At 40.4% G+C, this 21507-nt stretch carries 17 protein-coding genes and 1 pseudogene; 8 read left to right on the top strand and 10 right to left on the bottom strand.

What is annotated here, in order from left to right:
- Positions 1 to 124 precede the first annotated feature (124 nt).
- Positions 125 to 637, top strand: a pseudogene (locus FTT87_RS07130) (NYN domain-containing protein); the annotation flags it as partial.
- 5 nt (positions 638 to 642) lie between these two features.
- On the top strand, positions 643 to 1248 hold the full coding sequence (locus tag FTT87_RS07135) for a hypothetical protein (protein WP_180043934.1): 606 nt from the start codon (positions 643 to 645) through the stop codon (positions 1246 to 1248).
- Between the two features lie 152 nt (positions 1249 to 1400).
- Here FTT87_RS07135 and FTT87_RS07140 read toward each other — a convergent pair whose 3' ends face one another.
- Together FTT87_RS07140 and FTT87_RS07145 are read right to left on the bottom strand one after the other, a co-directional pair.
- Positions 1401 to 1796 carry a lysozyme inhibitor LprI family protein gene (locus FTT87_RS07140; protein WP_180043932.1) on the bottom strand — a complete coding sequence of 132 codons (396 nt, stop codon included), beginning with the start codon at positions 1794 to 1796 and terminating at the stop codon, positions 1401 to 1403.
- Between the two features lie 81 nt (positions 1797 to 1877).
- Positions 1878 to 2402, bottom strand: a complete 525-nt coding sequence (locus FTT87_RS07145; protein ID WP_180043930.1) for a hypothetical protein — start codon at positions 2400 to 2402, stop codon at positions 1878 to 1880.
- 231 nt (positions 2403 to 2633) lie between these two features.
- On the opposite strand from FTT87_RS07145, the gene FTT87_RS07150 reads away from it, so the two are divergent.
- On the top strand, positions 2634 to 3212 hold the full coding sequence (locus FTT87_RS07150) for a DJ-1/PfpI family protein (protein WP_180043928.1): 579 nt from the start codon (positions 2634 to 2636) through the stop codon (positions 3210 to 3212).
- Between the two features lie 89 nt (positions 3213 to 3301).
- Here the strand turns inward: FTT87_RS07150 and FTT87_RS07155 are convergent, their stop codons facing one another.
- The 3 genes from FTT87_RS07155 to sbmA all read right to left on the bottom strand — a co-directional run bounded on the left by FTT87_RS07155 (position 3302) and on the right by sbmA (position 7009).
- Positions 3302 to 4297 carry a hypothetical protein gene (locus FTT87_RS07155; protein ID WP_180043926.1) on the bottom strand — a complete coding sequence of 332 codons (996 nt, stop codon included), beginning with the start codon at positions 4295 to 4297 and terminating at the stop codon, positions 3302 to 3304.
- A 325-nt stretch (positions 4298 to 4622) separates the two neighbouring features.
- Positions 4623 to 5693, bottom strand: a complete 1071-nt coding sequence (locus FTT87_RS07160; protein ID WP_180043924.1) for a DUF1176 domain-containing protein — start codon at positions 5691 to 5693, stop codon at positions 4623 to 4625.
- A 119-nt stretch (positions 5694 to 5812) separates the two neighbouring features.
- Positions 5813 to 7009 (bottom strand): peptide antibiotic transporter SbmA, encoded by a 1197-nt coding sequence (sbmA, locus tag FTT87_RS07165; RefSeq protein ID WP_180043922.1) that lies wholly within the window; start codon positions 7007 to 7009, stop codon positions 5813 to 5815.
- Between the two features lie 560 nt (positions 7010 to 7569).
- On the opposite strand from sbmA, the gene FTT87_RS07170 reads away from it, so the two are divergent.
- The gene (locus FTT87_RS07170; protein ID WP_166171195.1) at positions 7570 to 7764 is read left to right on the top strand and encodes a hypothetical protein; all 195 of its coding nucleotides are present in this window, start codon (positions 7570 to 7572) and stop codon (positions 7762 to 7764) included.
- A gap of 257 nt (positions 7765 to 8021) precedes the next feature.
- Here FTT87_RS07170 and FTT87_RS07175 read toward each other — a convergent pair whose 3' ends face one another.
- Complete coding sequence (locus FTT87_RS07175) at positions 8022 to 8825, bottom strand: hypothetical protein (RefSeq protein ID WP_180043917.1); 804 nt, start codon at positions 8823 to 8825, stop codon at positions 8022 to 8024.
- A 270-nt stretch (positions 8826 to 9095) separates the two neighbouring features.
- Positions 9096 to 9818: a hypothetical protein gene (locus FTT87_RS07180; protein WP_166171191.1), complete on the bottom strand. Its 723-nt coding sequence runs from the start codon at positions 9816 to 9818 to the stop codon at positions 9096 to 9098.
- Positions 9819 to 10125: 307 nt separating this feature from the next.
- Between FTT87_RS07180 and metG the strand changes: the two genes are divergently transcribed.
- On the top strand, positions 10126 to 12183 hold the full coding sequence (metG, locus tag FTT87_RS07185; protein ID WP_180043915.1) for a methionine--tRNA ligase: 2058 nt from the start codon (positions 10126 to 10128) through the stop codon (positions 12181 to 12183).
- A 60-nt stretch (positions 12184 to 12243) separates the two neighbouring features.
- Here the strand turns inward: metG and FTT87_RS07190 are convergent, their stop codons facing one another.
- Positions 12244 to 13008 (bottom strand): hypothetical protein, encoded by a 765-nt coding sequence (locus FTT87_RS07190; RefSeq protein WP_180174605.1) that lies wholly within the window; start codon positions 13006 to 13008, stop codon positions 12244 to 12246.
- A gap of 150 nt (positions 13009 to 13158) precedes the next feature.
- Between FTT87_RS07190 and FTT87_RS07195 the strand changes: the two genes are divergently transcribed.
- Entirely contained in the window at positions 13159 to 14130 is a 972-nt protein-coding gene (locus tag FTT87_RS07195; RefSeq protein WP_180042994.1) for an MBL fold metallo-hydrolase, read from the top strand.
- Between the two features lie 58 nt (positions 14131 to 14188).
- On the opposite strand, the gene FTT87_RS07200 is transcribed toward FTT87_RS07195, so the two are convergent.
- On the bottom strand, positions 14189 to 15169 hold the full coding sequence (locus FTT87_RS07200) for a diguanylate cyclase (RefSeq protein WP_180042995.1): 981 nt from the start codon (positions 15167 to 15169) through the stop codon (positions 14189 to 14191).
- A gap of 546 nt (positions 15170 to 15715) precedes the next feature.
- Here FTT87_RS07200 and FTT87_RS07205 point away from each other — a divergent pair.
- A complete protein-coding gene (locus FTT87_RS07205; RefSeq protein ID WP_373423503.1) occupies positions 15716 to 16969 on the top strand; it encodes an exonuclease SbcCD subunit D C-terminal domain-containing protein in 1254 nt (417 codons plus the stop codon).
- Between the two features lie 9 nt (positions 16970 to 16978).
- Positions 16979 to 20575 (top strand): SbcC/MukB-like Walker B domain-containing protein, encoded by a 3597-nt coding sequence (locus FTT87_RS07210; RefSeq protein WP_180174606.1) that lies wholly within the window; start codon positions 16979 to 16981, stop codon positions 20573 to 20575.
- Positions 20576 to 20642: 67 nt separating this feature from the next.
- Here the strand turns inward: FTT87_RS07210 and FTT87_RS07215 are convergent, their stop codons facing one another.
- Positions 20643 to 21440, bottom strand: coding sequence for a thioesterase family protein (locus FTT87_RS07215; protein ID WP_180042997.1), 798 nt, complete (start codon positions 21438 to 21440; stop codon positions 20643 to 20645).
- Positions 21441 to 21507: the final 67 nt, after the last annotated feature.

The following is a 21507-nucleotide window of genomic DNA, read 5'->3' on the forward strand; positions in this document are numbered from 1 at the left end:
ATCAATAACACAGAAGATTTCTGTAAAATCAAACATGGTGGTTAGAGTCTTTGGTTTGTGTAGTAACTTTCTAAATGGCTCTAACCATCTTTTTTTCAAGCGGTTTTCTTATCCGTAATTCGGGTTATATACAAATCGATTTGATGGTTTTGCTATAGTTTCTAGCGATAGTGATTTTACCGCTCTAGCTATTCGCATCAAAGAACAAGGAGCTACTGTTTATGGTTTTGGGAAAAAACAAACTCCTGAAGCTTTCAAGAACGCATGCTCCCAATTTATTTACGTAGAGAACTTACGAACAGATGAATCTGAAGAAGAAATAATTATTCCTAAAATTACTTTAAAGACTACTTCGAAAGAAAGTGAAGTTATCCCAAAAATCGACCCAATACAGAATATAAATACGACTCTCCCCTTACATACTATTAAACAAATTTTTGATAATCAGGATTCTGAATGGATTACTGTTGCATCCTTTGGGTCTCAATGGAAGTTATTACAAACTGATTTTGATCCACGAAATTATGGATTCAAAAAACTTGGTGATTTAGTAAAAAATACACCTCAACTTTTTGAATATGATGAAAGAACTTTAGAAAATGGTCATAAACATTCTTATATGAAGTTAAAGAAATAAAATATATGACCATCAAAAAAGTTTCCTCTATCACTAAACTCGAAGACTTAGGACGCATTCAACTCTCTAAGTCCCTTTTTATGCGTGATTTCCTGTATAGCGAAATTGCCAATTGGTACGGTGTACCCAATTTCCCCGACTATCCTGACATCGCCATTCGAACAGGCACAGAACTTTGCCAACAATTGCTTGAACCTCTGCAAGACAAGTTTGGTCGCATTGCCATTCGTTCCGCTTACCGCTCTCAAAGCGTGAACCAACTCGGCAATGAAAAAGGACATAACTGCGCCAGCAATGAGAAAAACTTTGCCAGTCACATTTGGGACTATCCCGATGCAAAAGGCTATGGTGCCACGGCATGTATTGTTATTCCCTCATTTTTAGAACTATATGAAAAAGACCAAACTAATTGGCAACAATTAGCGTATTGGATTCATAACCATTTGAACTATAGCCACCTACAATTTTTCCCAAAACTCTGTGCATTTAACATTGGTTGGCATGAACAGCCTGCTCGGGAAATTTATAGCTATATCCAACCCAAAGGCTATTTGCTGCGTGGTGAAGCTGTGAATACGGAATTTGAGAAGTTTTATCCTGATTTATTATAATCATTAATCCCCCTAAATCCCCCTTTTTCAAAGGGGGACTTGCCACGTCATCAATTGGATACGCGTAGTTCCCTCTCCTGAGCAAGTTTTAAAGCACTGCTTTAGAACGAAGCACAAGAAAGGATGAGGGCTAGGGAGAGGATTTTTAAAAGTTAATACTCTTCTCTTAAATTTTCTAGTTCAGTCGTACGTTCCGCGGTCGCTTCCATATAGCAACTATTGCTATTCACAGTTGCTATCGTCCCGCCATTCGGGTCGGCATAAAAATCGCAATTGGCATCTCGATAGCGAATCCAGATACGCTGAACCTCTTGAAGCTGTTTTTTACGAGTTGCATTCAGCGATGCCATTGTCCGCTTATAGGCATTATTTAAACGTGTATCTTGGCGATCTGTTTCAGCCGCAATACAATCCAGCATATTTACAGTAACGCCACCTGATCGATCCATACAATTTGAGTATTGCCGACTCAAATCATTGTCTCCTGCATACAGCACAGGGGAAAATATCAACATACTGAAACCCAATAAAGTAGTGCGTTTGAACATAAAGATCCTTATCTTTTCATTAATATTATTCATGATAAATAAATAGCATAATTGAACCATCACATGTATGCATTAAATCAGTTATTTCCCTCTTAACTCACCCAACCTATTCCATACATCCGGCGTCAAAAATGTCATCACCAGTTTATTTAAATCGACATAACGCAGTACACCTTTCAGCTGACTTTTCACTTCAGGATTTTCTAAAATTTCGTCACCCGTAATTTGTCCAAGTTCCTGAAAACTATCGCCCACCGCTTGTACACCCTCCGCAGCAATTACGGCTTTGGTCTGGCTCGAGCATTGCTCCACCAATATACGCTGCAAGACTTGAGCTAAATTTTTATCCAGCTGGGTTCTCTGTTCTTCATTTACATTGCTGAATTTCTTCAATTCTGGATGTGCAGATAATGCAATAAAGGTCCATTGCAACACTGTTGTTTTATCTGCTGCCGTGGTGGATTTCACCAGACAGTTACTCAGCTGATCCACCGTTGGCCCGGCCATTGCAATTTGTGTGGTTACCATAATCGTAGTTGCCATCAAAACCGAACAACCGATTCGAGCAAAGCGATGACCCAAGATGGTAAAAATAGAGTAAAACATAAAGCAAACTTCCATTCTGAACTGCTGCCTTTTTATCATAAATTACCGGGTACAGCCTGTTATGACTCTGTAAAATCAAACTTCTTTTCAGCCTATCTCCTCCTGATAATTTTGTACGGTTTATGGCTTCGACTAAAGAAAGCAAGCTCCTTCTTAAAAATGACATCTGCTTATGCTATGGTGAATGAAAATAAAACTTTATATAAATCATATCCAAACAGAGGGAAAATCATGGCTAAACAAATCTTGATGCTGGTGGGCGACTACGCCGAAGACTACGAAACTATGGTGCCGTTCCAGTTTTTAACAGGTCTGGGCTATACCGTACATGCGGTTTGCCCGGATAAAAAAGCTGGTGATAGCATCGCCACAGCCATTCATGACTTTGAGGGCGAACAAACCTATAGTGAAAAGCGTGGTCATAACTTTGCTATTAATTATAACTTCGACTCGGTCAATACCGAAGATTATGTCGGACTGGTGATTCCGGGCGGACGTGCACCTGAATACTTACGCATGAATGCACGCGTGGTGGAAATTGTACGTGAATTTGATGCTGTTCAAAAACCGATTGCAGCCGTCTGTCACGGCGCACAGCTTTTAGCGGCTGCCGATGTGCTTAAAGGTAAAACCTGTTCTGCTTACCCTGCATGTGCAGCCGAAGTAGAACTTGCAGGTGGTTTATATGCCGATATCGCAGTCACTGAAGCAGTCACCGACGGACATCTGGTGACTGCACCGGCTTGGCCTGCCCACCCTGCTTGGATGGCACAATTTGTGAAAGCATTAGGTGCAACGATTAGCCTGTAATCCTGCCACATTCAGATTTGAAGATTTCAACATTCATGTTCTATCATCATGGATGGAACATGAATGGATGAAGATGAACAAAATCGCTTTTATTTCATCTGCCTCAACATATTTTTTGCCCCACTGTGATTATAGTTCACAGCTAAATTTTGCAAGACTCGCGTTGCTTGGGCTTTGGAATTAGAAAAACGGTTGCTATAACTGGGTACACTGGTTAAGCAACGTGCAACCAGCATCCCCGATTCAGTATAGACCCGGGTTCCCTCAGTTCCTTGCAGCTTGCCATAGTTATAAGCCCGCTGGGCATTATTACAGGCAGAGATCTGATTTTTACCACTATTTAAATCACGACGTGCAGCGACGTAAAATTTCATCTGTTGCTGTTGCGGACTTTCCACGACTTTTAGCGGCTGTGCTGCTGGCAACTCCGGAGTTAGTTTGGTTTCTTTTTTCAGATCTGCTTCTTTTTTGGCTTCAGCCTCTTTTTGAAGGGCAGATTTATTTAATGCTTTTTTATTGCCCAGATCATTGGAACTGATTTTTTTATCCGCAGCATTTGTGGTCATACTAATATTTTTATAAAACTTTTTAGCTTCATCCGCCGACATAAGTCTGGTCTGCAAGCTGACTGCCCGTGCATCCGAACCATCATTGAGTTTACGTTCAGCCACCGGTTCAATAGAGGCAATCCAGCTCTGTCCATTATTTTGTACACACTTATAGGCGCCTATGCCCTGTTTGACATTACCGGAAGCAGACAAGCGTTTTTTATCCGATGCATCCTTCACCAGAGCCATGGAACTCTTATACAGCAGCGTGAATTTACCCTGCTTGGCAGAACAGTAATTGTTTAAATATTTTCTGGGATATAAAGATTGCGTTTCTTTGTCATTCTGTTTTGCTCCCCATGAATAGACATATTCTTTGGCCTGTCCATTGGGTTGGTTGATATTTTTTTGAACGATCATTTCCTGTGCTGAAGCATAATTTTTAACAGAATCATCTGAACTCAAAGCATTAAAACTGGTACAGCCATGTAAAGTGATGCCCACTCCGCCAATCAAGATGAATGTTTTGAAATTCACGTATTAATGCTCACTGATGCTGTAACTCAAAAATATATGAAAATTGGGAAAATCACAAATATAGCACTTTGATTTTATTATTAATTCCCTTCAAGTTAAATGATAGATTTTTACCTAAAAATGCAAAATAACTGCCAATCTTTTAAAAGTTTTAGTACGAAAATCCGAATGGGATAACACTTTTTAGCCAGTTTAAAATTTTTTATGATTGGTGAAGCTTTAGTTATCCCTGAAACTATTCGGCAATTTCCATCATAAACTGATGAAAATTTAATCTTTTATATAAATAGCTAGCTGGCTTACTCAAAAGCAAAAATGAAATAGGTTATTTCACCACAGCTTCAATTAAATCAAGATCCCAGGCACCACCGGCAAAACCTTTACACATACCAGACCAGCGATCTACAGTTTGAACGAAAGCTTGTCCCTGCCAGATCCATTCGCTGATCTTCCAGCAATCACCAATACCACGACCCTTTTGCGCACTGCTGATTTCGCCTGCTGCAAAATCCGATGCAGATTCGGTCACAAAGCTGGCTTTGCCTGTTAAAGATTGATTCATTACCCAAGCCCCATAGCCTTCATTGTAGGCTCCGCGCCAGCATAGAGTGGTAGCTAGAATTTTGTTATTGTTAAGCTTATAGAGTTCAATCGCTTGTGGTTTGGCACCCTCTCCATCATAAATGCCTTCACAAAATTCAGCTACATCTGACTGTGTCGGCCGGGCAGCCATGAGTAACTTATGCAGGTTTTGGTACTGTCTGCTATTGGGCTGTAGTGTTAAATAAGGTTTTGCTGCGGTTTTTACTTTATTGACCACTAATTTGGGCTGTGCTGCTAATACTTTCGACTCATCTGCAGTGCCGGGTTTGACCAAAGCACCTACCGTACCCATACGTTGTTGAAAATCATCCATTTTCAATAATGAAGCCGTCATGCCTGCATCAGAAACCTGCCAGGTGTAATAGGCATTTTTAAATACGATATTGGCTTTTTTCCGGGTCTGTTGTAACAGTGCATTGAGCTGTTTGCTATTTAGCGCTCCTGTGAGCAGTTGCTCTGAAATGTTAATCCTGACTCGGCCATAATCCTGATGATTGATAAAAAAGTTTAAATTATTCAGTTTCTTGTTATCTAAAGCTTGATCAAAACTGGATAAGGCAAATGTCCCTTGTACGGTTTGTTTTGCTCCAGCTTTACGGGTCAACAAGATTGTGGCGGGCATGCTTTGCAGATAATCATCCTGATAGCCTGCTGCCCGACAGGTGCCGGTATTACTGCAATACACTTCCCAATCCTGATGAGAAAAAGACATGCCTTGAATTTCTTTGGCAAATGTTAGAGGACTGGTCACGGCCAGACAGCAAAGCGAAGTCCATGCATAAAACCTTTTCATTTTTTTCTGACCCTTTCCCTTTTTAATTACTATACTTCAGCATTTTCATGATTGTTAAATATAAAGCATTATAAAAAAACCCGCATTATGCGGGTTCTGTTGCTCAATTTGAGTATACCTTATTTATGCAAAGTCGATTCAAATGCCCGTAAACGCTTATAAATCGAGAGCAGTTCAATAATGGTCGGCCAAGACTCAATTAAGTACTGGAATGACTCGCGCACCTTGCCGAAGACATTGGCAATCTGCATCATGAGACCTAAAGTAATCGCCCCTGCGGCAATACTTGGAAACAGCACAAACAAGCCATACAGATTGTCCAGTTGCATGTACCAGATGCGTACCATGTTGAAATAGGCATAATGGAAATACAGGCGGAAATAATTAAAACGCACGCGGCTGAACAGTTCTTTTAAGGTGAGCGGATCGGCACGATCGGCATAATCTTCACCATAAACCAGCTCTTTGCGGTAAGCAGCTTCAACTTTCTGGTTGTTAAATTCCAGACCCGGCAATTTATAACCTACCAGCATCAACACCACAGTACCCAGCACCGCCCAGCTGATGGCAGCCCAGACCAGTGCATAAGGAATTTCACCAATCACCGGGAGCTGTTTCACATGCGATGATAACTGTAACAACACCGGTAAAAATGCCATGAGCGTCATCAGGGCCTGAATGAAACTCACCCCTAAACTTTCGGTGGTTTTGGCAAAACGCATGGTATCTTCCTGAATACGCTGCGAAGCCCCTTCAATATAACGTAACTGTTCCCAATGCGCGGTGTAATAGTCATTCATCGCCGTACGCCACCGGAAGATATAATGGCTGACAAAGAACAGGTTAAACACAGCAATCGTCACATAGACCATGGCGACATACAGGAAGGTCAGGGTTTCACTATAAAGTAAATTGACATCTCCGCCACCACTGCTCAGCATTTTCTGAATCAGGTCATAAAATGGGCTGTACCAGGCATTCACCACGACATTGACCTGCACCGCAAACCAGATATTGAACAGGATAAAAGCCGAGCCCCAGACCGACCAGCCCTGCCATGGATTGCTGGATTTAAAGCGCCAGAACAGCGCAAAAATAACGGTAGAAACGATGAACCACAGATAGAACCATAAAAATGAAGGTGCCCAAAAACGGCTTACGCCAACAGGTAATTCTGCAGTGGCATAACCCGGTGCAAAGCCTAAAAATGTTCCCCAGCCACTTCCACCGGAATACCACAATGCAATATTGATGACAAACCAGAGTACCAACGATGAAAAGAACCACTTTGGATTAGGAAAAAAAGATTTAAACATCAGTTAGGGTTATTCCTTTATTTTTAGTTTCAAACTTGCCAATCAACCACCCGAACCATTTAGGCTGGATGGATGAAGCGGCTATTATTCTCGTCTTTCCATCTTTGTAGCAACTTATAGACTGTTTGTGAAATGTTTTTTCAGGTGAATTCATTTTCTTTGAATGATGCCTCTTATAATCAAGTTGTATGCTTCATTCGCCCTGTGATGAGGTTTTTATCACGCCAGTTCAGCCTAAAATCTGCTGCATATCGCATCCAATGCAGCAGAGGTGACTTTTAGTTAGATTTTTCCCCAGCATAGCCGGGACAAATTAAAATTTGCTTAAAAATAATCCAACCATTAAATCCCTATAAACTTTATGGAAATATTTGAAAAACCGGAGCTAAATCAAAATATAAGTTTTAATTTTATCTCAATTTAATATACAATATGTGAACTATATCGTATTTTTCATCCGTTTGTTTTTGGATTTAGTTCTCTAAACTGATAGGATTGATTAAATATTTACCAATTTATGATACTATTAACCTAATTTATAACATAAAGGGGGAAGTGCTATGGAAAGATTAGCGATCGAATTATTAAAACCTGTGACCTTAGAAAAAGAGAACTGCAGTCCTCTGGTTTTTGAACAAGGCACCATCTTAAAAGTCGTTATGCAAACACCGACCAGCCTGCTGGTATCAGACGATACCGACTTTAACTTCACGGTTTCTTTGCAAGATGAAAATAAAGTCTGGCGTGAACTATAATAGTGATTTAGAAAATTTGGCTACGGAATCCTCAACTTTGCTATAACTCCCCTAAACTCAAGTTCGAGAATTTCGATGTGCCATAAACAACAATAAAATTTGGCTGAACAGCACCCCTGCTGATCAAAACCATAGAAAAGAGATACATACTTTATCTGTTGTGAACATTAAAAGTTCCCTCTATCTCCAGCCCATTAAGTATATAAGCTCCCCCAAACCTAGCGGCTTTAAGCCGAATATGGTTTAGATCAGCTTGTTCAATACTTAAGCGTTCCCATAAAACTCAGCGCAGAAAACAGCCAGATAAACAAAACAAAACTGCGTCCCTGATTAAAATGATTCAGATCGGTACCATGCAGAATGTTATGCCGGGTCATGCTCACGGTTGAACTGCTATCCTTTTTATAAGCGGCAAGTTCAGCAAAGTACGGATTCATTTCAGTCGCAATTTTAGATTTGTGCCACAAGCTTTTTATTTCATTGCCCTTTAAGCCTGGAACAATTTTATAAACATCCACAAACCTGGTTGCATTTTGTTTTAAAAAACCCGCCTCAATCAGGACATCGGTCAAGATGCCTTCTAGTTGTGCGTAAACATTTGGAATGCAACCACTATAGAAGCCGAGTTTGTACATTTTAAAACTTTCAAGCAACACAAGACGGCGCTTCGCTTTGATATTTTCATCAATCTCTAAAGCGTCAAAAGCTTTAAGTATTTCGGTTTGGAAATGTTCGCTGTTAATAATGTCGAGTAAATTAAATTGTTCTAAATCTTCAAACTGGTGAATAGCAGGCCAAAAGTGCATCAGGTTTAAGGCATCATTGGCAACTTTCGCCCCAATCGGTTGATCAAGTTCATCTGCCAAGACTTGGAAGTAGGCATCTTGCTCTGCCAAGCCCAATAGGGTGTTGATTAAAAGTGCATGCTCATCTGCCGAGATCTCTTCAAGATATTGCTCAGCCTCTTTTAAAATCTGACTGCCCAATTGTTTTTGACTCGCAGTATTTTGTTTAATACGGGTAACGGGTTGGTCGAAATCGAAATCATCTTCGTCAATCATGATCTTTACTCTGGGCACATTGCTTTAAGTGCCCATTATCACAGGTATTCAATACAGCAGATAGCGCTATAAAATAAATACTGATCTTGATTGAATCCCCATTGAGATTCAATCAAGGTCATACACGCTCAATAACAGTTTGCCTGATTTAGACATTGCCCAATATGCAGATGCAGCTTGTTTTAATGGCATCTGAACAATCTTAAATTTTTCGGCCGCTCTCCCCCCTTCAACCCTGGCCTGACTGAAGTATCTTTAAAGCTCAAACCATTATTGATGATTTTTATTTTGGTCAGGCTTGTTTTGCTCAGATTGATCGGTTTTATCTTGATCCTGCTTTTTCGGCTCACCTGACTGAGATTGATCTTCACCTTTCATTTTACTCATTGTGTCTGTCGCCATCTGTCTCAGTTCTCCCAGTTTGACAGAGGCTTCATTGACCAACTCCGTAATCTTCTGTTTGGTGTCTTCAAACTTATGCAAGGCCTCATCTTTGAAATGTGCCATACGGTCCTGCTGATCTGACTGATTTGCCGATTTATCTTTCGATGTATAATCCGCTTTCGCCTTTTTCGTGTCACCAGAACCCTGTTCACCAGTTTGCTGACTGTCTGACTTGCCATTTTTTAGCTCATTCAGAATCTTTTCGGCTTTTTTCAGTAGATCCTCACCAATGGCGATTGCCTTGGCTTTTAAGTCATCCATCTTAATAGTTTCAGTTTTATTATCCGACTTGCCAGACTGAGCTTCTTTAGAATTATCTTCTTGCTCTGCATGTTCGCCATTGGGCTGAGCACCTTGCTTCAGTGCAGACTTTTCATCAGTATTGTTGTTGTGGGCTTCTAAAACGTCCTGATGTTCCTGCTTGTGCTGTTTATCAATTTCATTCTGCTTTTGCTCTTTTTCCAATTGCTCATTCAGTTGTTGTGTATGTGGTTCTTTATCCTGGTTTTGCTTTGAAGTAGAAGTACTTGTCTGGTTATTCTGAGTCATGATTACCCTCCTGAGGTGTCATAAAATGATCAGACAATTTTTTAGCACAAAGCATGCAATCCAGCGGACGAATTAAGCAAACTGCAACAAAGCCTGTACATGTTGTTGCTATTGATTAGAGAAAGTAGCGTCAACCTAGCTCGATCAATTATTTAATATTCGCTCATCGGATGATATCGAATTTTATATTTGAATATTCAAGTTGTTTTATTCATTGCGCTTCAGCTAAAGCATTTCTTTGTAATCCCCTCTGCATCATGTAAAATTATGACCCATTGCATAAAATACGAATGAGAGAGTCATATCCGTGCGTAATATCCTAGTCACTAACGCCCTTCCATACGCCAATGGTCCGATCCATATGGGTCACTTACTCGGTTATATCCAGGCAGATATCTGGGTTCGTGCCATGCGTGCAATGGGTCATAACGTGACTTATGTCTGCGCGGACGATGCTCACGGCACAGCGATCATGCTGCGTGCTGAAGCGAATGGCATTACTCCGGAACAGCAAATTGCCAATGTACAAAAAGAACATGAGCGTGACTTTGCCGGTTTTAAAGTGGACTTCGACCACTACGACTCAACCAACAGCACTGAAAACCAGGCTCGTGCATCTGAGATTTATATCAAGAACCGTGAAGCCGGCAACATTGCCGTTCGCCCTGTTACACAATTGTTTGACCCTGAAAAAGGCATGTTCCTGTCTGACCGTTTTATTAAAGGCACCTGCCCGAAATGTAAAGCGGAAGATCAATACGGTGACTCATGCGAAGTGTGTGGTACAACCTACAATGCGACTGAACTGCTCAATCCAAAATCGACATTGAGCGGTGCGACGCCTGTCGAAAAATCTTCAGATCACTACTTCTTTAAACTGCCAAATTTTGGTGAATACCTGCAAAAATGGACCCGTGACGAAGGTCGTTTACCTGTGTCGATTGCCAACAAGTTAGATGAATGGTTTGAAGCAGGTTTGTCAGATTGGGATATTTCCCGTGATGCGCCTTACTTCGGTTTTGAAATTCCAGATGCACCAAACAAATACTTCTACGTTTGGGTAGACGCACCGATCGGCTATATGTCGAGCTTTGAAAATTACATCAAGACCAAACGTCCTGACCTAAGCTTTGACGATTACTGGAAAAAAGATTCTGAAAATGAGGTGTATCACTTCATTGGTAAAGACATCGTTTACTTCCACGCATTGTTCTGGCCTGCGATGCTGGAAGGCGCAAACTACCGCACGCCAACAAGCTTATTCGTCAACGGTTTCTTGACAGTGAATGGTCAGAAGATGTCGAAATCTCGTGGGACATTCATTAAAGCTGAAACGTATTTAGAGCATTTGAACCCTGAATATTTACGTTACTACTTCGCATCTAAACTTTCGGACAAAGTTGAAGATTCCGACTTGAATCTTGAAGATTTCGTTCAGAAAGTCAACTCTGACTTGGTCGGTAAAGTGGTGAATATTGCCAGTCGCTGTGCGAAATTCATTAACACCAAGTTTGACAATAAATTGTCTGCAACATGTGCAGAACCTGAATTGGTACAAAGCTTTATTGATGCCGGTGATTCAATTGCCAAAGCTTATGAAGACCGTGAGTTTTCAGCAGCAATCCGTGAAATCATGGCATTGGCTGATAAAGCCAACCAATACATTGATGAGAAAAAGCCTTGGGCGCTTGCGAAGATTGAAGGTGAAGAACAGCAAGTTCACGATGTATGTTCTGTCGGTATTAACCTGTTCCGTCAATTGGCGGTTTACCTAGCACCTGTACTTCCAACTTTGGCTGAACAAGTTCAAGCTTTCTTACAGTTAGACAGCTTCAACTTTGAATCACGTAAAACTGTATTAGTGGCTCATGAAATTGCGCTGTTCCAGCCATTGATGCAACGTGTAGATCCGAAAGCTGTGGCTGCAATGGTTGATGCATCTAAAGATTCTTTAGCTGCTCCTGCTGAAGCACCAAAAGCGGAAAAGAAAAAAGAGAAAGCTAAAGAGAAGAAAGCTGAAGCTAAAGTGGGCGAAGCTGAAATGATTGGCATTGAAGACTTTATGAAAGTTGACCTACGTGTGGCTGAAGTTTTAGAGGCTGCAACGGTTGAAGGTTCTGACAAGCTGCTTCAATTGACTTTAAATGTAGGTGAAGCTGAGCCACGTAACGTATTCAGCGGTATTCGTGAGTTCTATAAACCAGAAGACCTTAAAGGCAAATTGGTGGTGATGGTTGCGAACCTTGCACCACGTAAGATGCGTTTTGGTATTTCTAACGGTATGGTACTTGCTGCGGGTAATGGCGACGGCGTTTGGGTGATTTCACCTGAAACTGGTGCTAAACCGGGTGATAAAGTGTCTTAAGATTTTAAATCTAAGATAGAAAAAGCCTCTACGTTGTAGGGGCTTTTTTTCGTCAAAATATTATTTCTTTAAGATAGGATCACAAATCATAGGTATAAAACTGTATTTATCATCTTTTTTAGTTACAAGTATAATTTCATCACTTGAAACTGTTATTACCTTACTATCGGTTGGAGTAATACATCTTGAAAACTTCTTTGCTTCAAAGTCATAAATATACGATTGAGCCTTTTCAGATATGAAGTTTGAATATATATCTTTATATTTATCTCCAAAGGTAAATAAAAGCATAAAGATAAAAGGATATATTAAAAATCTAGCAGCACAGCTCCATCCAGAATAGTTTTCCTTTAAATCACCTCTTTCTTTAGCCAAAATTACATATGCGAAATAAAATTGACTTAGAAATATAAGTAGTAGAAATACAATAAAGGTGACTAAAACAAATACTATTGGAATTATCATTATGGCCACAAAATTTGTGACTCTATTTAATCCATTTGATTCATATCCAACAATGTGATTAACAAGTTGATCTGCAAAACCATATGTAATGTTTGTTAATAATGCATATATAGCAACAAGAACAACTTTACCTAATATTGTTCCCCAAGCTTTATGATAAAAGTATAAAAAATCAGATGTTATGCCTCCAGCCCAGCATATACATAAAAGAAATAAGCTACTATTGAACAAATCTTGGAAGGGTGTTAAATACCAAAATAAAGTATTTAAAGCCAATACACAGCCAATCAAATAGAATTTTTGACTTCTATTTAATTGCTGATAAACAACCCCAATTTTTTGTTGTACTTGAGTAAGCATTCTTAAATACCTTCATATTTTTTTGCTTAGTATGAAGATAGAAGCAATAATTTAAATATATTTTGATCAAATATGCGTCTTAATTTGTCGTTCAAAATTTATAGTTATTATGATAAAAAATATCCATCAACTTAAAACTTATAAAACTCTATGAAAACTTTAAAACCCCTACTCCTAGCATTGGCTCTCAGCACTACAGCCATCACCACCCAAGCGGCTGAATCAACCACCCTCTCAGCACCAAAACAAGTCGCTGGCTACTACCATCACCAAATCGGTAATACCCAAATCATCGCCCTACTTGATGGTACAAACTACTTAAGCCCATCCATGTTTACAGGCTTAAGCGACAGCGAAAAAACTGAAATTTTAAAAAAATACTATGCTGACCAAGCCAAAGGTATTCAAACCTCAGTCAATGCCTTTCTCATCAATACAGGCAAGCAACTGCTGATGGTCGATAGCGGTGCAGCTAGCTGCTTTGGTACACATCTTGGTTCTATCTATAACAACCTCAAAGCATCAGGCTATAAGCCTGAACAAGTGAACGAGATTTTCCTCACCCACTTACACCCTGACCACGTGTGCGGCATTTCCAACAATGGCGTGGCGAATTATCCAAATGCAACCTTGCATATTGCCAAAACCGAATATGACTACTGGCTGAATCCAAATACTTTGAAGAAACTGTCAAAAGAAAAACAAGCAGGCTTTCTGGGTACAGTGGAGAAAATTAAAGCGGCCTTGGCTCCATATGAAAAAGCAAAAAAGGTTAAAGTCTTTTCTGATAAATCATTGGCTTTTGGCAGTATCGAATTCAAACCCTCCTTTGGTCATACCCCGGGACATTACAGCTTTAAACTCAAAGCCGATGGTCAGGAAGTCGTATTTATTGGCGACATCGTGCATTCGCATACCCTTCAGTTTGACCGTCCTGAAACCGCCATTGAATTTGATGTTGATCCCAAAGCAGCGGTACAGACACGTCTGAAACACTTTGTAGAATATGCCAAAGAAGGTCAGCTCATTGCAGCACCGCATTTACCTTTCCCGGGTTTAGGTCATATTTACTCTAAAGACGGTAAGAGTTATCAGTGGATTCCAGTATATTTTAAAGATTGATAAAAGATGAATAAAAATAATCCCCTCGCTTGAGGGGATTTTTGAGTTTATCTGCGTTTCAATTGTTCGCTGAACTTAAAATTGAATTTGATATTTCATCGGCAACAAAACGTTTACGTCCAGTCTGTTTGGCTTTAAACAGGTTTTTATCGACCATATTTAAAAAGTGTATTTTGTCATCTTTCTCTGTCGGACAAATACATTTCACCCCCAGACTTAAACTGACATTTTCTGAAATAGGAGATGCCCGATGGGGTAGATTTGCCTGATCGATCATACGAAGTATATTGTTTGCAATTTGAATCGCACCCTCTAAATCCGTTTCTGGCAATACAATCGCAAATTCCTCACCACCATAACGTGCCACCAGGTCGCGTGGACGTACACAGCAACTTTCCAACATCTGTGCAATCTGCTTGATACAGGCATCGCCAATAATATGCCCATTAAAATCATTGTATTGTTTAAAGAAATCGATATCGATCAAAATGACCGACAGTGGCTTTTGTTCACGTATTGCGTTGTTCCATTCACGTGAATAAAAATCATCAAATAAGCGTCGGTTGGCAATTTCAGTTAAACCATCTTTATAGGAAAATTCTTCCAGCTTGCGGTGCAATGCTTTTAGTTCCTCTTCCTTTTTCTTACGTTCAGAAATATCAAACATAAAACCGACTAAACGTTCAACTTCACCATTTTCCTTGCGTACCACATGAACTACATCACGAATCCAGCAATATCCACCGCTTGCCTTTAAGGCACGATAATCCGCTTCATGATCTATGCCGGCAATAGATTGCGACACACAATAATTAAGGACATGATCACGATCATCCCGGTGCATACGGTCTGCCCAGTCCTGCACCGATTTCCAGGAATCCTGTTCCCAGCCCAGTAACTTTTCAATTTGAGGGCCAATATAACTAAACTGTTTGGTGGCCCAGTCTATGCTCCAGGGTATGGCCAAAGTCGACTCTAATAATGTTTTATAAAACATGTCATTCGACAATTGCTGCTCATCAAACGGATTTTTCGGCATAGGACTACTCTAATTTGAATGGGCAAAAAAATATCTTCGCATGTTCTGGTTTTAGCATACAGGACATTTCAATACGCTCTTGATAATTAACCCGCTTGAAGCAGGTTCCCCAATAAAAGCTGCTTTTCACCACTAAACATTTTTACATTTCAAAATGATTATTTATTCTACAATTTCTCTCCAAAAAAAGTATATCCTTCAGATCGTTTAATATATTTTAAAAAGTAGTCAAAAATTTCTTATCCGAAATATCTCCTATAAATTTTCTAAAATATGCAGAATTCATTATGTTTAGATCAAAGAGCGAATAAGATTGTCTAGATTGCAGTCCAAACCTTGCACCTACCTAGCGACCTTCATATTCAACAAATTGTTTTGACCGGAAATTTGGTAAAGTAAAATATTTTGCTGAAACAAAAATTTAAATATTTTAATTCTAAAGACTTACTTTAATTTCAATGGTTCTTTCTATAATCAATGACAGAATCAACTACATCATTTATGGTAATTTATAGCCTCATCATACATTGTGATTTGGGGCGTTACATGGCTGTTCATTTTTTTCATACATCAGACTGGCACTTAGGACAATTCTTTTATAACCACTCCCGCCAGTATGAACATGAACAGTTTTTAAACTGGTTACTTCAACAAATCCAGCAGAAACAGCCCCATGCCTTACTGATCGCCGGTGATATTTTTGATGTCATCAACCCTGCATCTAGCGCACAAAAACAGCTTTATCAATTCCTAGCCGATGCACATGAACTTGCCCCGCATATGCAAACGCTAATGATTGCCGGTAATCATGACTCAGGATATCGCATTGAACAGGTCGAACCTTTACTGGAAAAATATAATGCTAAAACGGTGGGAGTGATTCATAAAAATGCGGCAGGCCAGATTGATTTAGACCGTTTGCTGCTGCCTATTTACGATCAGCAAAAACAGATTGTGGCCTGGTGTCTGGCACTACCGTTTTTACGTCCAGCAGAAATTACCGGTGTGAATGAACACACCAGTAATAGCCAAAATGCGATTGCCTACTTGCACCAGCAACTGATTGCAGAAGCTAAAAAACGTAAAACGGATAATCAGGCGCTTATTCTGATGTCACATGCGCATATGCAAGGCTGTGAAACGTCCGATTCGGAACGCCCGATTATTATTGGCAATGAAGAAACCTTATCGACTGCATTATTTGATGACTGCATCGATTATGTCGCACTGGGGCATTTGCATAAACCACAAAAAGTTCAGCATCCACACATCCGTTATAGTGGCTCCCCTATCCCATTGTCTTTTAGTGAGATTCACTATAAGCATCAGATTGTAGAGGTACAAATTGATCCGCTAAAGCAGGATGAATCATGCTTTCAGTTTGAAGCGATTGCCATTCCGCGCTGTATTCAGTTGCATAAAATTCGTGGCGAGCTGAATGAGGTAATGCAAAAACTCAAAACCTTGCCCGAAGGTGAAATTGAACAGATTGATCAGCGTGAATATGTCGATATTGAATATCACACCCTGACGCCGCCCTTGCCCAATTTAAGACAACAATTTGAAGAAGCGCTGCCTAAAAATCGCTATCGTCTGGTACGAATTTCACGGCAATATTTATCTGTGGAAAATGACAGTACAACAATTACAAAAATTTGTCTGGAACCACCAACACCGGAAAAACTGTTTCAGCAGATCTGGGAAAAACAGGGCTATAGCAATGATGAAAATGTTTTAAAAGATTTTATCAGTCTAATACACGAAGCCCAAAAATCACTTGAAGAACAACAGATACGTTAAGAACTGTCCATGAAAATTCTATCCATTCGTATAAAAAATTTAGCTTCGCTTGCAGGTGAACATTTTATTGATTTTGAAACTGAACCTTTGGCCAGTGCGGGTTTGATTTCCATCGTCGGCAAAACCGGTGCCGGGAAATCGACCATTTTGGATGCCATGTGCCTGGCACTGTTCAACAAGATTCCACGTTTAAAAGACAGCGACGGAAAATTGCAGGATGTCGATGGTTCAGAGTTATTGACCAACTCACCTTTGACAGTTTTGCGCCGGGGCACCGCGCATGGCTTTGCCGAAGTCTGCTTTGTCGCTCAGGATCAGAAACGCTATCTTGCGCGCTGGGAACTGAAACGTTCACGTGAAAAAGCCGATGGCAAACTGCAAAGTGTGCAGCGTTATTTAACCTGCCTGACCGACGGCGTGGTGATTGCCGATAAAGCCAAAGCGGTCGATACCCATATTCATCAAATCTGCCAGCTCAGTTTTGAGCAATTTACCCGCGCAGTGTTATTGGCACAGTCGGAAGTGACGGCATTTTTAAAAGCCCGCGATAATGAACGTGGTGAACTGCTGGAATATCTGACCAATTCGAGTATTTTCGGAAAAATTGGCCAGCTGGCTTATGAAAAAACCAAACAGATTGCCAATCAGCGCAAAGAGCTCGAAAACGTTTTAGGTCATATTGAGTTGCTGTCTGAAAAGGATTTCACTGCCTACTCCTCAAAACTTCAACAACTGAACCAAGATCATCAAAAACTGGATATTGAAAAGCAAAATCTACAAAAGCAACAACAATGGTTTGAACAAAAACATAAACTTCAAACTGATATACAAACACGTCAACAATATTTGGAGGCTCAGCAACAATATCTAGATGCACTTGCTCCGCAAAAAGCACAATTGCAACAACTTGAACGTTTTTCCTCTATTCGGCCTAGCGTCATTCTGCAGAAAAATTTAAATGCTGACCTTGCAATACTTCAACCCAAATTAGAACACGTTCAGAAGCAATTCACGGTGATTGAACAACAATTCAATACTGAAAAATTGACCTTTGAAAAAATAGATAACGCGCAAAAACAGCAACATCAATTTGAAATTCAACATCAGCAAAACATTGAGATGGTTCGTGCTCGCATTGCCGATCGACGTGTTTTGGGTGATCAGTTGCTTAAAATTAAAGATGAACTAAAAAGTTTACGAGAGCAACACTCTCCTCTTGTAAATACTGAACAGCAAGTCAAAAATGAGCTTCAACAATTACAACATGATATTACACAACACACTGCACTTTTGGCTGAATCTGCACATTTCAATCCTTTGGATGATGGGCTTTCGGCACATTTGAGCCAGTTACAACGCTTTATTCAAAACTATGCTCAATTTGAAAAAAACCATGGCAATGTGAGTCAAGCGCATCAAAATGTAATGCAACAACAGCAACAGCTTGAACAACTGACGCAGCAATATGGGCAAGATGATGAACTGAATCAAAAAATTGCTGCTATACGCACTGAGCGTGAACATCATTTACAACAGCTGAATCTACTTGATGTCATACACACGCATTGGCAAAACTTCAAAAATATTAGTGCTGAAAACTGCAAGCTAGTTTCGGCACAAAATAAGCTGCAACAACAAATTGAACAGAATCATGTACAACTTCAATCTGCTGAAAAAGCCTATCAGGATCAAAAAATTGCACGTGAACAATTACAACAGATGTTGCAAAAGCAACGTTTACTCCATACTGAAAATATTGAACATTTAAGAGCGAGCCTGGTCGATGGCGAAGCATGTTTAGTTTGTGGTAGCACACATCATCCATATATACAAAATCAGGATGCACTTTCAAACGAATTGTTCAAACTGCAACAGCAACAAGAACAACAAGAACTTGAAAAAGAAAAAACGGCTTTCGAAGCATGGCAACATTTGCAAAAAATGTATGCTCAACAAATAGCATCATCGGAAGCAAATGCTCGCCAACTAGCAACACTGTCATCACGACTGCAGCCTGCTCAAACTCAGCTTGAACAACAACTTAATACGCTGAATATCCCCTTTGATTTCTCGCAAGATCATCTGGTATTAGATCAAGCCCTGGCGACAAAGGTTATTGAATTTCAACATACGCAAAAACAACTTGAAGCTACACTCAGTACGCATGAGCAATTACAAAAACAGCGTCATGCACTTCTTCAAATAATGCAACAAACCAGCCAGCAACTTTCTGTCCTAAAACAGGCTGAAGAAAATATTCAAGATGTTGTAGGTTTATTGAATGACACCCAAGGTCAAGCATGGAGTAACAATACGCTGAGTACGGCTGAACAAGTTCAAGTCATGTTACTACAGCGTCAAAACACCTTAAAACAACTGAACGATTTAAATGCTCAGCTTAATCAAAAATCGCAACAGCGCGATCAAGCTGTTCAAAATCTAAAATTTAGTCAGGAAAAAATTAAGACGACAGAAACTCGCATAGAAAACCTTACACAAGAAGGCAAACAAAATAGCGATTTAGCCATTCAAGCCATTTTTGACATGACACAAAGCAATGTTGAAAAACCACATGAATGGTTAGCGCAGTTCGATCAAAATAGACAACAATTGCACATTCAATTTAATCAAGCTCGTCAGCAGTTTGACCAAGTACGTCAAGCTTTTGAAATTGCTCAAAGCACGCTAAAAGAATATCAAACTCAGCAAACTCAATTTCAAACCCAAAAGCAAAATGTTGAACACAATATTCAACAGTGGTTAAGTCAGCATACAGATTTCAATGCGCTGTTATTGCAACAACTGAGCGAAGTTTCACATGAACAAGAACAGCAACTTAAACAGCATGTGGTCGATGTTGAACGAGCGCACTCGGATGCTCTAGCAAGTATTAAAGCCATTCAGGAACAGCTTCTACAACATATGGAACATCAACCTGAAATTGATGCTGAAACCCTATCTTCACAACTGACGACCGTTACTGAACAGCTCAAGCAATTGATTGAACAGCGGGATCAAGTGAAACTCAAAATTGAAATGCATCAACGTAATCTTGAAAAGCAAAAGCAATTTGCAGATCAAATTCAAGCCATTCAAAGTGAAGAACACCGTTGGAGTAAAATTTCAGGACTAATGGGCGATGCAAACGGCAAAAAATTCCGCGATTATGCACAGCAATATAATCTGGATATCTTGATTGAGCATGCCAACCAGCAACTGGCCATGCTCTCGCAGCGCTATACCTTAAAACGTCTGGACAACTCCTTGAGTCTGGCGATTATTGACCACGATATGGACGGTGAAACCCGTTCGGTCGCTTCGCTTTCAGGTGGAGAATCCTTCCTGACTGCACTGGCCTTATCTCTGGCGATTGCCAATATGGCATCAGGTTCCATGAAAATTGAATCTTTGTTTATTGATGAAGGCTTTGGCACGCTGGATGCCTCATCTTTATATATGGTGATGAATGCGCTGGATCAATTACAGAATCAGGGTCGTAAAGTGGTGTTGATCTCGCATATTCAGGAAATGCACGAACGCATTCCTGTACAGATTCAGGTCAAGCCCTTGGGTGCTGGTGCAAGTACCATTGAAGTGGTCGGTTAATTTAAAAGCTCATCCAATAAAGCATAAAAAACCTGGAGGATGCTCCAGGCTTTTATCAATAAGATATCTATGCCATCGGTCGCAAGGTCAGAATCTGTTCACTGCGCCCGAATGGCCCAGAAAGATCATGCAACACAGAACTGGTCAGGCCAATGCCATCTTCGCCATACTGCTGCACGGTTTCCAAGCCCAGCCACTGACCTTGCGGCAAGCGGTGCAGATGGATCTGTAAATCTAGATTCGGAAAGCCCCAACTAAAAGGTACTTCTTGACGTGGTACAACGCCATTGGCCGTATCTACCATGCCCATTAAGCGGACAAAATCAGTGGTAGGTTCACCCTCAACCATGTCATGTGGCGTTCGCAACCAAACAATGCCCTTTCCAGCACGGCGCTCATGGCTTCTTGCTTCTATCGACTGGATATACCCACCCGGCCACTGACGAATTCCTTCCCACACTGGCGCATTTTCAGGTGCATTTCCATGGGCATCTTCCAAGCCTTTAATTTCATGGCTATTTTGCGTCATCATGCGCCAGGTCCGTGCCACGATACAGCTTTTGCCCTGAGCCTGCATTTCGGACTCAATCAGCTCAATGGTTTTGCCTGGACGAATGACTTTGGTGATGATGCTAAACTCTCCAGCAGGAATCAGACCTAAAATATCTAAACTGATCCGGCCAATCCGCATACCCTGACGTGGCATAAAACGGTCTAACTCTGCACAGATAATGCCTGTTGCGGGTGCCATGTGTTGCTCGTGCTCATTCCATGCACCCTGTGCCAGCAATGTAGATTGATAATGTGCCGTAACGATACCTGTCGCATCTGTATTGCGCCCGATCAGTTGATAATATGCCGCCATACACGTCCCTATTTCCCTGGTTTAATAAATAATTTCTTATCTAAAGTAGTTGTTTAGATTGTTTTTT

Source organism: Acinetobacter sp. YH01022 (genome assembly GCF_013420235.1).
In the GTDB taxonomy this organism is placed as follows: Bacteria; Pseudomonadota; Gammaproteobacteria; order Pseudomonadales; family Moraxellaceae; genus Acinetobacter.

Bases quoted from the DNA above. Each gene is read 5' to 3' on its own strand.
- FTT87_RS07135 (WP_180043934.1), top strand. From the start codon at position 643: ATGACCATCAAAAAAGTTTCCTCTATCACTAAACTCGAAGACTTAGGA.
- FTT87_RS07140 (WP_180043932.1), bottom strand. From the start codon at position 1,796: ATGTTCAAACGCACTACTTTATTGGGTTTCAGTATGTTGATATTTTCC.
- FTT87_RS07145 (WP_180043930.1), bottom strand. From the start codon at position 2,402: ATGTTTTACTCTATTTTTACCATCTTGGGTCATCGCTTTGCTCGAATC.
- FTT87_RS07150 (WP_180043928.1), top strand. From the start codon at position 2,634: ATGGCTAAACAAATCTTGATGCTGGTGGGCGACTACGCCGAAGACTAC.
- FTT87_RS07160 (WP_180043924.1), bottom strand. From the start codon at position 5,693: ATGAAAAGGTTTTATGCATGGACTTCGCTTTGCTGTCTGGCCGTGACC.
- sbmA (WP_180043922.1), bottom strand. From the start codon at position 7,009: ATGTTTAAATCTTTTTTTCCTAATCCAAAGTGGTTCTTTTCATCGTTG.
- FTT87_RS07170 (WP_166171195.1), top strand. From the start codon at position 7,570: ATGGAAAGATTAGCGATCGAATTATTAAAACCTGTGACCTTAGAAAAA.
- FTT87_RS07175 (WP_180043917.1), bottom strand. From the start codon at position 8,825: ATGATTGACGAAGATGATTTCGATTTCGACCAACCCGTTACCCGTATT.
- FTT87_RS07180 (WP_166171191.1), bottom strand. From the start codon at position 9,818: ATGACTCAGAATAACCAGACAAGTACTTCTACTTCAAAGCAAAACCAG.
- FTT87_RS07190 (WP_180174605.1), bottom strand. From the start codon at position 13,008: ATGCTTACTCAAGTACAACAAAAAATTGGGGTTGTTTATCAGCAATTA.
- FTT87_RS07195 (WP_180042994.1), top strand. From the start codon at position 13,159: ATGAAAACTTTAAAACCCCTACTCCTAGCATTGGCTCTCAGCACTACA.
- FTT87_RS07200 (WP_180042995.1), bottom strand. From the start codon at position 15,169: ATGCCGAAAAATCCGTTTGATGAGCAGCAATTGTCGAATGACATGTTT.
- FTT87_RS07205 (WP_373423503.1), top strand. From the start codon at position 15,716: ATGGCTGTTCATTTTTTTCATACATCAGACTGGCACTTAGGACAATTC.
- FTT87_RS07210 (WP_180174606.1), top strand. From the start codon at position 16,979: ATGAAAATTCTATCCATTCGTATAAAAAATTTAGCTTCGCTTGCAGGT.
- FTT87_RS07215 (WP_180042997.1), bottom strand. From the start codon at position 21,440: ATGGCGGCATATTATCAACTGATCGGGCGCAATACAGATGCGACAGGT.